Source organism: Pseudomonas halotolerans, from assembly GCF_039581215.1.
Taxonomy (GTDB): domain Bacteria; phylum Pseudomonadota; class Gammaproteobacteria; order Pseudomonadales; family Pseudomonadaceae; genus Aquipseudomonas; species Aquipseudomonas tehranensis.
The window spans coordinates 236,607-252,395 of record NZ_JBCNTJ010000005.1 but is presented as its reverse complement, the minus strand read 5'-3'; the positions used below and the strand labels follow the sequence as shown (position 1 = coordinate 252,395).

Sequence of the window (15,789 nt, the reverse complement as noted above, 5' to 3'; positions counted from 1 at the left end):
TACCGTCGGCGTCACACTCCCATTATGCCGAATGTGCATAGGCCAGTGTTTAACAGCATTGGCCCTAATTTTTCTGAAAGCCTAGGATTCACAGCGTTCCGGCTCAGACCGGGTCCTTATCGAGATGATTTCTATCATGTCTTCCGCTGCATCATTCCGCACAGAAAAAGACCTGCTTGGCGTACTTGAAGTACCGGCGCAAGCGTATTACGGCATCCAGACCCTGCGAGCGGTGAACAACTTCCGTCTCTCCGGCGTCCCGATCTCGCATTACCCCAAGCTGGTAGTCGGTCTGGCAATGGTCAAACAGGCCGCCGCTGATGCCAACCGTGAGTTGGGCCAGCTCAGCGAAGCCAAGCATGCCGCTATCAGCGAAGCCTGTGCACGACTGATCCGCGGCGATTTCCACGAAGAGTTCGTGGTGGACATGATCCAAGGCGGCGCTGGCACTTCAACCAACATGAATGCCAACGAAGTCATCGCCAACATTGCGTTGGAGGCCATGGGCCACAACAAAGGCGAATACCAGTACCTGCACCCCAACAACGACGTGAACATGGCGCAGTCCACCAACGACGCCTACCCGACGGCGATTCGCCTGGGTCTGCTGCTGGGTCACGATGCGTTGCTGGCCAGCCTCGACAGCCTGATTCAGGCCTTTGCCGCCAAGGGTGAAGAGTTCAGCCACGTCCTGAAAATGGGCCGCACCCAACTGCAGGACGCGGTGCCGATGACCCTCGGCCAGGAATTCCGTGCCTTCGCCACCACCCTGAGCGAAGACCTGGCACGCCTGAAAACCCTGGCGCCTGAATTGCTCACCGAAGTGAACCTGGGCGGCACCGCCATCGGCACCGGCATCAATGCCGACCCGCGCTACCAGGCCCTGGCCGTGCAGCGCCTGGCAACCATCAGCGGCCAGCCGCTGGTACCGGCCGCCGACCTGATCGAAGCCACCTCCGACATGGGCGCCTTCGTACTGTTCTCCGGCATGCTCAAGCGCACCGCGGTCAAGCTGTCGAAGATTTGCAACGACCTGCGCCTGCTGTCCAGCGGTCCTCGCACCGGCATCAACGAGATCAACCTGCCGGCTCGCCAGCCAGGCAGCTCGATCATGCCAGGCAAGGTCAACCCGGTGATCCCGGAAGCGGTCAACCAAGTCGCGTTCCAGATCATCGGCAACGACTTGGCCCTGACCATCGCCGCCGAAGGCGGGCAACTGCAATTGAACGTGATGGAGCCGTTGATCGCTTTCAAGATCTTCGACTCGATCCGCCTGCTGCAACGGGCCATGGACATGCTGCGCGAACACTGCATCGTCGGCATCACCGCCAACGAAGCGCGCTGCCGCGAACTGGTCGAGCACTCGATCGGTCTGGTCACCGCCCTGAACCCGTACATCGGCTATGAAAATGCCACCCGTATCGCCCGTGTTGCGCTGGAAAGCGGCCGCGGCGTGCTGGAACTGGTGCGCGAAGAAGGCTTGCTCGACGACGCCATGCTCGACGACATCCTGCGCCCGGAAAACATGATTGCTCCGCGTCTGGTCCCGCTGAAGGCGTGATCGAGACGATGACTGCTCACCAGGTCGAGGGACTAGACACCTCTCACCTTTTGAGGGCTTGGGGACTTGTTCCCCAGGCCCTTTTTTTTAACTGACTCGAGGCTGCAAAGAAGTCTGGAAGCTGAACTGTGTGGGAGCGGGCTTGCTCGCGAAGGCGGTGCGTCAGCTTGCCCCCCTACCGGATGGGCCGCCGCTTTCGCGAGCAAGCCCGCTCCCACAGAGAAGCAGCCTCCCACAACCCTGGTCATAAAAAAGCCAGGTGATTCAAGGGTCCGTTTCGTCGCACGCACCACAATCGTGCAGACGGGCGCCGCACTGGTAGGTATAGTGCCGCCCCTCTTCGCGTGAGCGGTCGTCAGAAACGAGACCCCCAACACATGCGAAAACCGAACTAATAACAACCCGCGAAATGGACCAGGACGAAACATCGCCTCACCTGTCGTGCCGCGCGCCGACCGATGTAACAGGATGTTTCCAAATGGCCAGCATTCGCTTAAACAAAAAACAGCGAGGAATACTCATGCTAGAAGTCATCAACGACTTCCTCTCAGGGAAAGTACTGATCGTGCTCATTGTCGGGCTCGGTGGTTACTTCACGATCCGCTCGCGTTTCGTTCAGTTCCGTCATTTCTTTCACATGTTCGCGGTGTTCCGCGACAGCCTCAAAAGCAGCGCTGGTCAGCTCAGTTCCTTCCAGGCCCTGATGCTCAGCCTGGCCGGTCGTGTCGGCGCAGGCAACATCGCCGGTGTCGGCATCGCCGTCACCCTCGGCGGGCCCGGGGCGGTGTTCTGGATGTGGGTGACCGCGCTGGTCGGCATGTCCAGCAGCTTCTTCGAATGTTCCCTCGGCCAGCTCTACAAGCGCTGCGACGCCGAAGGCCAGTTCCGTGGCGGCCCGTCCTATTACATCCAGCACGGCCTGCAGAAGCGCTGGTTGGGCATGATCATGGCGTTCCTGCTGCTGATCACTTTCGGCTTCGCCTTCAACGGCCTGCAGGCCCACGCCGTAACTCACTCGCTGAACAATGCGTTCGGTTTCGACACCACCTACACAGGCATTGCTCTGGCAGTGCTGCTGGGCTTGGTGTTCATCGGCGGGATCAAGCGCATCGCCAAAGTCGCTGACCTGCTGGTGCCAGTCAAAACCCTGGCGTACATCGGTGTAACCCTCTACGTGATCGTGCTGCAGTTCGATCAGGTGCCGGCCATGCTGACCACCATCGTCAAAAGCGCTTTCGGCCTTGACCAGGCCTTTGGCGGCCTGATCGGCAGCGCCATTGTCATGGGCGTCAAACGTGGCGTGTTCGCCAACGAAGCGGGCCTGGGCAGTGCGCCGAACGTCGCCGCCGTGGCCTCGGTCGAGCACCCGGTGGCTCAGGGTGTGATTCAAGCATTCAGCGTGTTCCTCGACACTTTCTTGATCTGCACCTGCACCGCGCTGCTGATCCTGCTGTCGGGCTTCTACACCCCAGGCTTTGAAGGCGACGGCATTGCCCTGACTCAGAACTCCCTCGCCGCCGTGGTCGGTGACTGGGGACGGATATTCATCTCCGTGGCGCTGTCGTTGTTCGTGTTCACCTCGATCCTCTACAACTACTATCTGGGCGAAAACAACCTGCGCTTCATGGTTGGCGAAAACCGCAAGGTGCTGATCGGCTACCGCACACTGGTACTGGTGTTGATCTTCTGGGGTGCCATCGAGAACCTCGGCACCGTGTTTGCCTTCGCCGACATCACCATGACCCTGCTGGCGTTCGTGAACCTGATCGCGCTGTTCCTGCTGTTCAAGGTCGGCATGCGTATCCTGCGCGACTACGATGACCAGCGTTCGGCCGGCATCAAGGTTCCGGTTTTCGACTCCAGCAAGTTCCCCGACCTGGATCTGGACCGCAAGGCCTGGCCAGCGAACCCTTCGGCACCGGTAGCCGCGCCTGGAAAGGCTCCGGCAGGCGTGGCCGCCGCGCAAGGCTGATCGGCAGGCTGATTGGAAAAAACCGGGCGCACTTGCTGCGCCCGGCGTGACACAGCCTGAGGTCGGCGTCATGCTCGGCCTTATGTTGTGGCAGCCCGATGAGCTGCCGTTTTCGTCCTCGGAGAACACCCATGAATGTCTCGACCTACCCTGCCGCCCAGCACGTCATGGTGCTCTACACCGGCGGCACCATCGGCATGCAAGCCAGCGCCCATGGCCTGGCTCCGGCCTCCGGTTTCGAAGCGCGGATGCGCGATTACCTGGACAGCCAGCCCGAACTCGTCATCCCGCAATGGCGTTTCCGGGAAATGTCGCCGCTGATCGACAGCGCCAACATGACCCCGGCCTACTGGCAGCAACTGCGCGAAGCCGTGGTCGATGCCGTGGATGTGCAGGGCTGCGACAGCGTGTTGATCCTGCACGGCACCGATACGCTGGCCTACAGTGCGGCAGCGATGAGCTTCCAACTGCTGGGCCTGCATGCCCGGGTATGTTTCACCGGCTCCATGTTGCCCGCCGGCGTGACCGACAGCGACGCCTGGGAAAACCTCAGTGGCGCGCTGGTCGCCCTCGGCCAGGGGTTGGCGCCAGGTGTGCATTTGTATTTCCACGGCGAGCTGTTGGCCCCGACCCGCTGCGCCAAGGTGCGCAGCTTCGGCCGTCATCCGTTCAAACGCCTGGAGCGTCAGAGCGGTGGTCTCAAGGCAACTTCGCTGCCGGCGCAGTTGAATTACGACCAGCCCAAGCAACTGGCGAACATCGCGGCGCTGCCGCTGTTTCCCGGCATCAGCGCTGAAATTCTCGATGGCCTGCTGGGCAGCGGCATCCAGGGCCTGGTGCTGGAGTGCTACGGCAGCGGCACCGGGCCGAGCGACAACCCGACCTTCCTCGCCAGCCTCGAGCGGGCGCGGGACAGCGGCGTGGTAGTGGTGGCGGTGACTCAATGCCATGAAGGTGGCGTCGAGCTGGATATATACGAGGCCGGCAGCCGTTTGCGCGGCGCTGGCGTGCTGTCCGGCGGCGGCATGACTCGCGAAGCCGCGCTCGGCAAGTTGCAGGCGTTGATCGGCGCCGGGCTGCCAGTGGATGAGGTCCGGCGGCTGGTTGAGCTGGATCTGTGTGGCGAACTCACATAATTCAAGCCGGGCATCAACTTGTGGCGAGGGGATTTATCCCCGCTGGGGTGCGGAGCGCCCCCACTGCCGCAACGCCGCGCTTTATCAGATAGAACTTCGGGGGGCCGCTGCGCGGCCCAACGGGGATAAATCCCCTCGCCACAGATAAATCCCCTCGCCACAGATAAATTCCTTTGCCGCTGTGGTCCATGCTGAAAAACCGGCCGGCACATAACTTGCTCCATTTCCAGCCTCCTCCGGCTGGAAACAAACATGCTGCACTCCCACCTCACCACGCTCAACGCCGTCTCCCTGGTACTCAATACCTTCAAGCACGAAGGCCTGCCCAGTGATGCATTGCTGGCCGGCAGCGGCATCAGCGCGGCGGACTTGAGCCGGGCCGATACACGCATCACCACCAATCAAGAGATGCAGGTTTGCGCCAATGCCGTGGCCCTCAAGCGCGACATCGGCCTGGAACTGGGCTTGCGCATGCACGTGTCGTCCTATGGGATGCTGGGTTATGCCCTGCTCAGCAGTGCCACTTTGGGTGACGCTTTGCGTTTGGCACTGCGCTATCCGGCGCTATTGGGAACACTCTTCGAGCTGCACCTGGAAGAAGGCCATGAAACGGTCTGGCTCAGCGCCAGCGATTATCGGGAGAGCCCGGCCTTGGCAGTGTTCAACGCCGAATTCTGCATGGTGTCGCTAAAAGTCATCTGCAACGACCTGCTCGGCCAGACGCTGCCCCTGCGCGCGGCGCGTTTCGAACATTCGGCGCCCGATTATCAGGCGCGCTACGCAGCGCTCTTCGACTGCCCGGTGCATTTCGACAGCGTCGATAACGCCTTCGCCTTCGACCGCCACTGGCTGGAACAACCGCTGCCACTGGCCGACCCCATCACCCACCACGCCATGGCCGAACGGTGCCGTCGGCAGAATACCGAGTTCACCGGCCGCCAGGCCTGGCTGGGACGGATTCGCCAATTGCTCAGTGCACAATTGAATGCCGCACCCGGCCTGGAAGGCCTGGCAGAACAGATGAACTGCTCGTCACGCACCTTGCGCCGGCACCTCAAGAATATGGGCTGCAGCTATCAGGAACTGCTCGACGAACTGCGCTTCGAACGGGCCAAGCAGATGCTGTGTGAGGACCAATTGCCGATCTATCGGATTGCTGAAATGCTCGGTTTCAGCGAAACGGCCAGTTTTCGCCATGCGTTTGTACGCTGGAGTGGCGTGGCGCCGAGTCAGTTCAGGTCTTGAACCTTCGTTAATCGCCGCTTTCACGCACAACACCTAACTCCTGTGGGAGCAAGGCTTGCCCGCGATGGCGTCCGCTCAGACGCATCCAGCGCCCTAAAAAACTGACGCCAGGTAGACCGCAACAACCGGTCTATAACGGCTACTCCGCCGCGCGGTACACCCCCGTTTGTTGGAAAAATAAAATATGAGTGGGCACCTCAAAATTCTTTTTGCCCGGCTCAGTCGCAGACGATGATTCTATGAGCTATACCAAAGTGCCATCATCGCCACGCAAAGGGAGCCATGCGCCATGAAGGGGACTTTATTAGCTTTAATAATTATGTCTATCGCCGGATGCGCCAACCTAAACAGTATCTATCGGACATTTGATATTTCTGATGGGGAAAGCACCATGAGCGATATTCGACAAAGAGCCATACTGGTAGCCCCCAATGAGACCATAACCAAAAAATACGACCCGACCGGAAAGTACGTTTTGGAAGAGCACATAAAGAAAGGGGCGGTTGTGTGTGTGCAGAACCAAGCCCCGATGCAATGGCCTCCCTTGCTTATGAGTTGGCGGCAAAAGGGGGGTATCCAGGTAAAGCAAGCGGTGAATTGGCTTTCGCCATGCAGGATGGGGCTGCATTCACCGGCATACGCACACAAAGCATCCAGTTGCTCCGCGATTTTGGCTATCGCTTGTGCGAAAGCTACATGTCCGGCTCGATAAGCGCCCCTCAATACGACCTTCTCATGAGGCGCTTCCAAAAAAACACGGTCGCCCTCTTGGCGATTGAGCAACTGACCGGAACAGTCAAAGCCCCTCCGATAGCCCTCACGACAAGTGGCCGGGCTGAAGCGACAAAATCACTTTCCGAGCAAAGAGCCGAAAGAGAGAAGGTCAGCGATAGAATTTCTGCTCTGGAGGCAGAGAAGACGGCCGTAGACAAAAAAATCAGTGACGCAAAAAAAGCGGACGCCAAGGCTGATACGACGGAAATGGATCAAACCGCATCGGGCTTAGCGGAAAAAATTAAAAACCTGAAAGACGATAGAAGCGTTATCGACAGTGCAATAGCCGAAACAAAAGGCGTCATTGCAGATGGAGAGATAAAGGTAAAAATAGAAACCTCTGGCATGGGCAGCCAACGATCAGATGCCCACATACAACAAATAGCAGCGACAGTCGAAGGGATTGTTAATAACGTTGTTCTTGCCGATGACCAACAGCAATTGTGCATGTCGGCTCTTTTGGTGCCAAACCCGAGTGATGAGCAGACAAAATTCGCGGCTTGGTGCCTCAAGGATATGGATACCCAGGCTGACGCCCGAAATGCCTTGATGAAAGACAAAATCTTCCAGTTGGAACAAGAACGGGCAATTTTGCGAAGCGGAGCCAACGCGGCAAAAAAAGAAGAAGCAAACAAGAAGGTTGATGACCTTCAGAAAGCGCTTGAGCAATTGGGAAAAGGCCCAGGAATATACAGTATATCCAGGCCTCTCCGTTGATCGATGATGCAGTTTAAGAGCACTACGTGCCTGTCGATATTTCCCGGTACGCACGGGTAGACAAAGGACAGGGACACAAGACGAAGCGTCGGGCCGAACTGTCTCGACGCTTCTTTATTGATCGCGCTTAGCTATTCCAAAAAATGTGAATTCCTTGCTGGTGAACCGAGTGCCGGATAACGTAGACCCACGATAGTCGCTACACCCCCAACCCCGTGGCGAGGGGATTTATCCCCGCTGGGCTGCGCAGCAGCCCCAAAAAGGCCCGCGCATTCCTACAGAATAACCGCTGCATCACACGCGAGAGCAAGCTCCCTCGCCCCGAATCCTGGGCATTACGAAAGCTTGTTTATTCTCCCAGTGCAACGCTTCCACCAAGCTACGCATCCTTGCGCCATTGCCTACAACTACGCCAGAATCCGCCCGCTTGTGCGCCTTGTCTCCGGGCTCTATCGTTTCCCTGCCACTGCCCATCAGTGGTCGGGCTTGGCGGCCCGTACACGAAAGGCGCAACAGCCCCTCAATAGGATTGCAATGCCTCTGGCATTGGCACTCTCATGTTATGGCGGGTTGCGCAAGGATCCCTTCGGGGATGCCGGGTTCCTTTCGTTCCGGTCCGCCAACCTTGTGTAATCCGTCACCCATCTGCTTGGCGGCAGACGGTGATGGTTCCTCTTACGAAAGGAGCTCCACCATGTTCAAAATCACACCAAATCCCCCCGAAGCAGAGCGCACCTCTGCGTCCAGCAACTGATCGAACTGAGTTCAATGCTGACCAGCCGTGTGCTGGATAACGTCGACCCACGCTAACCGCAGCACCACCAACCCCGTGGCGAGGGAGCTTGCTCCCGCTGGGCTGCGCCTGTAGGAGCTGTCGAGCGAAGCGAGGCTGCGATCTTTTCCCCAGGCACTTGAGTCTCAAGCGAAAGATCAAAAAGATCGCAGGCTTCGCCAGCTCCTACAGAGCCGAACGGGAGCAAGCTCCCTCGCCACGGGGTGCAGGGCAGGCATCCAAGCATCACTCACGCCCCACCCCCGCACACACCTGCGCCACCAAGGGGCGATTTACGGTCAAACCTTTTGGCCATTTCGATCCCCTTTTGGCCTCTCCTGCCGTTCTCTGAAACGCCCCGCGCCGCAAGACTGTGAGCAACCGGATCAGCCTTGCGGAGAACAAAAAAATGCTGACGATCTACTCAGACGATCACCACCTGCACCACGGACGCTGCGAGTTGATGGACGGGCAATTGATGCCCTGCTTCGAAATGCCCTCCCGGGCCGATCATGTGTTGGAGCGGGTCAAGGCGCAGGGGCTGGGGCCGGTGGAGGCGCCGCAGGATTTTGGCTTGGGGCCGATCCAGCGCATCCACAGTGCGGCGTACCTGGAATTTTTCAAAGGTGCCTGGGACCGCTGGGCCAAGTACAACCGCGACGGCGATTTGTTGCCCTACACCTGGCCGGCACGGACCCTGCGCAGGGTCATCCCGACCAGCCTGCACGGCCAGCTCGGTTATTACAGCTTCGACGGCGGCGCGCCGATCACCGCCGGCACTTGGCAAGCGGCCTACAGCGCAGCGCAGGTCGCCCTCACCGCCCAGGCCGAAATTCAGCGCGGCGCCCGCAGTGCCTTTGCGCTGTGTCGCCCACCAGGGCACCACGCTGCCAGTGACTTGATGGGCGGCTATTGCTACCTGAACAACGCGGCCATCGCCGCCCAGGCCTTCCTCGATCAGGGCCATCAGAAAGTCGCGATCCTCGATGTCGATTACCACCACGGCAACGGCACCCAATCGATTTTCTATGAGCGCAGCGACGTGTTGTTCGCCTCGATCCACGGTCACCCAGAGGCGGAGTTTCCGTTCTTTCTGGGGTATGCCGACGAGCATGGCGAGGGCGATGGCGAGGGCTTCAATTTCAACTACCCTTTGCCAGCCGGCTCAGGCTGGGACACCTGGAGCGCGGCGCTGGACCAGGCCTGCGGGCAAATCCGGGGTTACGACGCCGATGTCATCGTCGTGTCCCTGGGCGTAGACACCTTCAAGGACGATCCGATTTCGCAGTTCAAGCTCGACAGCCCGGATTACCTGGCGATGGGCAAACGCATCGCCGCGCTCGGCAAGCCGACCCTGTTCGTGATGGAAGGCGGCTACGCGGTGGCCGAAATCGGCATTAATGCCGTCAACGTTCTCGAAGGTTTCCAAAGCGCCCCATGAGGAATACAAGCATGAACAGACTCAAGCGTTCGATGGCGCCAGCCCTGTGCGCCATGCTGCTTTGCGGTGCCGTCCAGGCCGAGGAGCGGACCCTGCGTGTCTACAACTGGTTCGACTACATCACGCCCAAGGCCCTGGACGACTTCAAGGCGCAAAACAGCCAGGTCAAACTGGTCTACGACATCTTCGACACCAATGAAGCGCTGGAAGCCAAGCTGCTGACCGGCAATTCCGGCTACGACGTGGTGGTGCCGTCCAACGTGTTCCTGGCCAAGCAGATCGAAGCCGGCGTGTTCCAGCCCCTGGACCGCAGCAAACTGCCAAACTGGAACCACCTCGATCCCAAGCTGATGAAGCTGATCGAAGCCAACGACCCCGGCAACAAATTCGCCGTGCCCTACATGTACGGCACCATCCTGATCGGCTTCAACCCGGACAAGATCAAGGCCGCCCTCGGTGACAACGCGCCGGTGGACAGCTGGGACCTGATCTTCAAGGAAGAGAACATCAGCAAGCTCAAGCAGTGCGGCGTGGCGCTGCTCGATTCACCTTCGGAGATCCTGCCCCTGGCCTTGCAGCACCTGGGCCTGGACCCCAACAGCAAGAAGCCGGCGGACTATGCCAAGGCCGAAGCGCTGATGATGAAGATTCGCCCGCACATCACTTATTTCCACTCATCCAAGTACATGGCCGACATCGCCAACGGCGATATCTGCGTAGCGGTCGGTTATTCGGGCAGCTTCTCCCAGGCGGCCAACCGCGCCAAGGAGGCCAAGAACGGCGTGACGGTGGACATGCGCCTGCCCAAGGAAGGCGCGCCGATCTGGTTCGACATGCTCGCCATTCCCAAAGGCGCCGCCAACCCAGGGGACGCCTACACCTTCATCAACTACCTGCTGCAACCGCAGGTGATCGCGCCGGTCAGTGATTTTGTCGGCTATCCGAACCCGAACAAGGACGCCACGGACATGGTCGACCCGGCGATCCGCAACAACCCCAACCTGTACCCGACCGAAGCGGCCATGACCACGCTCTATACCTTGCAGCCCTTGCCGAGGGATGCCGAACGGGCGCGGACGCGGGCCTGGACGCGGATCAAGTCCGGTCAATGAGATCGTCGAGTTAAACACAAACCTGTGGGAGCGAGCTTGCTCGCGAAGACGCCGGCACATTCAACATCACCGGCGCCTGATACACCGCTTTCGCGAGCAAGCCTGCTCCCACAGGCCTTATCCCCGTCACCCCCCACGCCCATACATAGTTACCACCTCCGCCGTTTTGAGCCGCCCTAGCATGGAAAACCCCGAGCGTTTCGCTCCGGGAACGCCATGGATCACAAGACAGGGAGACTCAGATGACATCTACGTCTATCACCAGGCCCAAAGCCGACCCCAAGGAAGCGGTATACAACCAGTTGCTTGCAGGGCCCACCTATCCAGAGGTCGCGTCCCTCCTCCTGCGCGATGGCCTCAAAAGGCTCTACCCCACGCTCAACCTCGATCCGAACAATACCGTGGTCGGCGAGCCGGCCTGGGACATTGTCGATGACGAAATCGTGCGGCGCCCGACCCGCTACGCAACCCTCAACGAGATGCTGGCCGGGCTGGTGAACGAAAAAAGCGACCCCCTGCTGCTGATCGAAGGCTTGCACTTCCTCACCCAGTTGCCGCTCACCGAGCCCGCAGTGCATTTGCCGGTGCGCATCGACCAGATCGGGCGCCTGCTCAACGAACTGGTACCGGCCATGCTGACGGCCTGTCAGGAGCAGCAACTGGCGTATTGGAATGCGCCGCAGGGCGAGTCCGGCCCACTCTGGCATGAACTCTCCAGCACCCTGCGCAAGGCCTGGGACGTCGGGCGCATCAAGGGCTGGACGGCCACTGAATGTGCGATGGCCAGGCAATTGTTCCATTATCCTGATCGCAAGGACCGTCAGAACAACGACCCTTATGACACCCACGCGTACCTGATCGACATCGATAACGTCGATGGCCCCGAGATCAGACGCCTGGGTGACAACTCACTCGTGGTGCTGATCGGCACCGTCGATAAAAAGGAAGTCATCCTGGCCTACTCGCTCAGCAACGGGTATGAGAAGTTCGATTCACGCCAGGCCCTGGGGAAATCCTTGCCGTCCCACTTCATTCCGGCCAGCTACCGGAAACTCCAATGGCGGCTGTACGAGCCAGACGGCAATATTTTCGATCACAAGGCCTGCGGGATCATCGCCGAGCAAGTCACGATCCTCGGGACCTTTCCGCAAACATGGGCCACTTACGAAAACACATCGTCCCCGGGCAACGGCGAAGAAACGGACGACGACGCCCTCGTGGCCTGGTTCCAGAAACAAATGCCTGAATGGTTGCTGGAGGCCTCGCCGTCCGACCAGATCCTGTTTGCCCAGCACATGAAGAGCCTGTCGATCTTGAATCAGGTCCATGCCGGAAAAACCTACCTGGATGAGATTCCTCCTCTCAAGGAATATGCACTCGGCCTGCTGAAAAAGCAGATGGTCTCGGACCACGCCGACGCCTCGAAGCTCGACCTGGACGCCATCGAGATCGAGGTACGCAGCCCCGTGGTCTGGGGCAACTTCGTGGTGCCCGGCAAGATCGAGACCACCCGGTTCAGCCTTGTCGAGCTCGCCTTGCAGAACCTCATCGCGCTTCCCCTTGGCGACAAGATCGTCAAGTTCGTGGACGACACCGAGTTGCCTGATTGGATGACCGTCGATTACGTCAAGAACCTCATCACCCAGGTCGACATCGGCCGTGTTTACCCCGAGCTGATCAAGCAAAAGCTTCTCGACGATCCCGCAGAGTCGAGCCGCCGCGAAAAGCTCTACACCTCCCAGTTACGCATCCAGCTCCCGATGCTCGCGCTGGAATGCAAGATCCGCGGCGTGGGTCACCTGGACGATCGGGGCTACCGCTACGTCGCCGCACTGATGGCGCCCGAAGAGGCCAATCGCAAGGTGGACGGAAAAACCATCGTCCTGCGCAAGCTGGCCTTCGTGCCCGAGCTGCAACTGGGCGACGCGGAGGATGTCGTGGCCAACATGTTCATCATCGGCCCCGAGGACTCGAGCGCCGGGCCCTGTCTGCTGTATCGCCCCATGATGGTGCCGCAGTTGAGCCAGTACCCGGCGTTCAGCAACCTGTTGTACGCGATCAGGCAAACCCCTTCTTTGCGTCAATCGGTGCTGGCGTGGTTGCCCGATGGGGTGCGCGAAGATTACGGCCGGTTCGTCTTTCCCGACGTGCTGCCCTCTCCTTGGAGCATCTTGGCGTTTGTGGCCGCCCCCCTGACCTCATTGGCCAATAGTGGCCCCGTCAGGTTGACCGACCAGACCGTCGGCGTGGATTTCCTGCCCCAGTTGTTCAAGGCCAACGCCAATGCCCTGGTCGAGCTGGCCGATCGGCAAGCGGTGTCCAACCGTGAAAATCGCTGGGAGACCTTCAAACGGGCAGGCTGGCTGATTTTCAACCTGACCTTGCCTTACCTGGGGACCACCGTAGGCACTGCGGCCTGGCTCTGGCAGATCCTGGACGACATCGACAAACTGACGCAGCGCACCGACGAAGCCAATCGTCCGGTCAAGTGGGAGGCGTTCGCCGACCTGCTGCTGAACATCGCACTGGCGATCATCACCCACGCCATCGACCGCGCCAGAGCCGCCAGGCGGCCGCATCGGGCACAGGCATCGAAGGAGGTGCGCGAACTGGAGAGTCTGCCGAAACCCAAGCACGTGCTGGTGATAGAACAGCTCGAAACGCTGTCGAGCACGGCGCTACCGACCGAACACTACGAGACTATCCGTTCCAGTGGCGCCTTGATGGGACGCTCGAGGGAGAGCACCCGGCTCCTGGATGCCTTGGCCGTCGACGAGCCGCAAGAACCCGGGCTACTCCAGGCCGAAGGCGCGCTCAAAGGGCTCTACGAACGAAGCGGGGACTGGTACGCAAAAATGGCGGGGAGCTGGTTCAAAGTAAAAGTCGAAGGCGAATCGGTCTCTATCGTCGACGGGAAAGATCCCACCCGCGAGGGACCGTCCCTGATCAATGATGCCCACGGCACATGGCATATCGATACACGCCTGCGATTACGGGGTATCAGCTCCAAAGGCGTCAGGCAAAAAGTCATCGCCGACGCGCAACGGCGCCGGACCGATCTGCTTGCCTCGCTCAACCGGTTCGAAGAAAAAAAGCCACAGAACCAGAAATTGCTGACCATGCAAGCCAAGGAAATGAACGAGGCTGCGGGGCCAGCCAAGGAAATAAAGCGCGACGAATATGTCGACCTGCTGAAAACACAGCGGGAAAACTACGAGAAGGCGTTGCGGACATTGATGGAATGGCCGCTCTTCCAGTCCAGGCCCGACTACGCTCGCACCCGGCTGGGCTACCTGAACGCGCAGATCGATTTCACCTTTGCCGAAATGGAGGCGCTCCAGGAACGCTTCATCCCGGCCTTGAACAAGGCCAAGGGCATGATCACCTCCGGGGTCGAGGTGCTGGAGCAACAGCATATCGACGCAGCCGAGCGCATGATCAGCGTCGGCGACAACATGATCGAACGCCTGGACTATATGGAAACGCGCTTCACCGAGCTGAAGACTGTGGGCTACGAAGGCTTCGAATTCATCCGCCGGCACCGCAAGAAGATGCCGCTCTACACAGCCGCCGACCTTCGTATGATCAAGCTGGATATGTATCGCCATCTCTGCCTGTCGCTTGAGAGCGTCGAGTCGATGCCCGAAGGCTGGGAGGCGCTCAATCAGGTCGTCGATAACGCCACGGTGGCGTTCCAGAGCCTGCGTGACGCGATCGATGAGCGAAGCGTGATCCGGCTGGACGAGCGAATCGACGCATTCGGCAGCCTGGCCGAGCAGTTCGCGGCCATCGGCGAACACCTCCAATACCTGGGTAACGAATACAAGGGCAGCGCGCAGCCGTTACAACTGGCTCGACTGCGCTCGGGGATCGCCACGCTGGAGCAATGGACGCTGCGTCACCTGGGGACGGCCCTGGATGAACGGAAGGATCGGCGCAGTTCGGGCTCGCTTTATGAGCAACGGCCCAGGCCCAGGAAGAAATTCATCCGGGCGCGTTTTTGGGGCCTGGTCAGTGGCGAGCCGCGCTTATCCAAGTACATGGAGGAAACGGACTGGGTCGATGTGAAAAAACCATTCTCGGGGGAGATCATCGTCACGTTCCACCGTAAGGAAACCGGCGAATGGATTCCTCACATGAAGCCCGATGCCGCATCGGCCGCTGCCCCGGCATTGAACATCAGCGTCGCCAAGGGCAATGACCTGATCAACGGCCTGGCGGCGTTCAAGGCGCAGATCGCAGAAACCGCCAAGACACCCAACCAAACACCCACCGGGCTCGGGATGATTCTCAACGCCCACGCCGGCAGGATGGAGAAAATCAGCGCGGCAATCAAAAAAGCACTCGACCAGGCGCAAGGCGTGGCCTCCAACGAAACGTTCGAACTTCCGGCAGAACAACGGCGCGCGGCCGAAACCTTGCGCGGGCAACTCGAAAGGGAATCGAGCGCCCTTTACATCCTGGGCTTCGACACGGTCTTGAATCTCATCAAGCAACGCCCGCCGACCATGAGTGGCATCCTGTGGCTCAAGAGCCGGAACCAGATTTCAATCACCAAACAAAAGAGCCGTCAACGCATCAAGACCCCGCCCTACGGCTATCTCGACCGGTACGAGATCAAGGACGTGAAGACCAATAAAACCCTCTGGTTCGCGGATTTTCGTTACTCGACAAGCTGGGTGCCCGCCTACACGTTCCTGTCTGCACGCTTGAAAACCGTCGAACAAGCCAATCTAGCAGCCGTCGATGTCGAAGACATCCAGTCCCTCAACCAGCGCCAACTGGTGGACCATTACCGCAGCGAAATTGCCGTGGACCAGGCCAAGGAAGTGTTCTTTCAAAAAGCCCGCTCATAAACCTAATGCAATTCATTTAAGAAAACGATGAACTTGTGGCGAGGGAGCTTGCTCCCGCTCGGCTGCGAAGCAGTCGTAAACCGGCGGGTGCGGTGTGTCTGATACTGCGCATTGGCAGGTTTTGGGGCCGCTTCGCGGCCCAGCGGGAGCAAGCTCCCTCGCCACGGTTTGTCGATTGCCTTAAGTGAACAGCATTACGGTCA

The 15,789-nt window shown here is 59.5% G+C and carries 8 protein-coding genes; all 8 read left to right on the top strand.

From position 1 onward, the window contains the following. Positions 1–136: 136 nt before the first annotated feature. A complete protein-coding gene (gene aspA / locus AAIS01_RS09845) occupies positions 137–1,561 on the top strand; it encodes an aspartate ammonia-lyase (RefSeq protein WP_025216214.1) in 1,425 nt (474 codons plus the stop codon). A 520-nt stretch (positions 1,562–2,081) separates the two neighbouring features. Beyond that, complete coding sequence (locus tag AAIS01_RS09840; protein ID WP_343468809.1) at positions 2,082–3,533, top strand: alanine/glycine:cation symporter family protein; 1,452 nt, start codon at positions 2,082–2,084, stop codon at positions 3,531–3,533. Positions 3,534–3,664: 131 nt separating this feature from the next. Next, positions 3,665–4,669 (top strand): asparaginase, encoded by a 1,005-nt coding sequence (locus AAIS01_RS09835; RefSeq protein ID WP_343468808.1) that lies wholly within the window; start codon positions 3,665–3,667, stop codon positions 4,667–4,669. A gap of 252 nt (positions 4,670–4,921) precedes the next feature. Further along, complete coding sequence (locus AAIS01_RS09830) at positions 4,922–5,914, top strand: AraC family transcriptional regulator (RefSeq protein ID WP_343468807.1); 993 nt, start codon at positions 4,922–4,924, stop codon at positions 5,912–5,914. A gap of 507 nt (positions 5,915–6,421) precedes the next feature. Continuing rightward, complete coding sequence (locus AAIS01_RS09825) at positions 6,422–7,405, top strand: hypothetical protein (RefSeq protein WP_343468806.1); 984 nt, start codon at positions 6,422–6,424, stop codon at positions 7,403–7,405. 1,181 nt (positions 7,406–8,586) lie between these two features. Further along, a complete protein-coding gene (locus AAIS01_RS09820) occupies positions 8,587–9,618 on the top strand; it encodes a histone deacetylase family protein (RefSeq protein ID WP_343468805.1) in 1,032 nt (343 codons plus the stop codon). 11 nt (positions 9,619–9,629) lie between these two features. Further along, the gene (locus AAIS01_RS09815; RefSeq protein WP_343468804.1) at positions 9,630–10,730 is read left to right on the top strand and encodes a polyamine ABC transporter substrate-binding protein; all 1,101 of its coding nucleotides are present in this window, start codon (positions 9,630–9,632) and stop codon (positions 10,728–10,730) included. 242 nt (positions 10,731–10,972) lie between these two features. Beyond that, positions 10,973–15,586 carry a dermonecrotic toxin domain-containing protein gene (locus AAIS01_RS09810; protein WP_343468803.1) on the top strand — a complete coding sequence of 1,538 codons (4,614 nt, stop codon included), beginning with the start codon at positions 10,973–10,975 and terminating at the stop codon, positions 15,584–15,586. Positions 15,587–15,789 lie beyond the last annotated feature (203 nt).

Bases quoted from the DNA above. Each gene is read 5' to 3' on its own strand.
- aspA (WP_025216214.1), top strand. From the start codon at position 137: ATGTCTTCCGCTGCATCATTCCGCACAGAAAAAGACCTGCTTGGCGTA.
- AAIS01_RS09840 (WP_343468809.1), top strand. From the start codon at position 2,082: ATGCTAGAAGTCATCAACGACTTCCTCTCAGGGAAAGTACTGATCGTG.
- AAIS01_RS09835 (WP_343468808.1), top strand. From the start codon at position 3,665: ATGAATGTCTCGACCTACCCTGCCGCCCAGCACGTCATGGTGCTCTAC.
- AAIS01_RS09830 (WP_343468807.1), top strand. From the start codon at position 4,922: ATGCTGCACTCCCACCTCACCACGCTCAACGCCGTCTCCCTGGTACTC.
- AAIS01_RS09820 (WP_343468805.1), top strand. From the start codon at position 8,587: ATGCTGACGATCTACTCAGACGATCACCACCTGCACCACGGACGCTGC.
- AAIS01_RS09815 (WP_343468804.1), top strand. From the start codon at position 9,630: ATGAACAGACTCAAGCGTTCGATGGCGCCAGCCCTGTGCGCCATGCTG.
- AAIS01_RS09810 (WP_343468803.1), top strand. From the start codon at position 10,973: ATGACATCTACGTCTATCACCAGGCCCAAAGCCGACCCCAAGGAAGCG.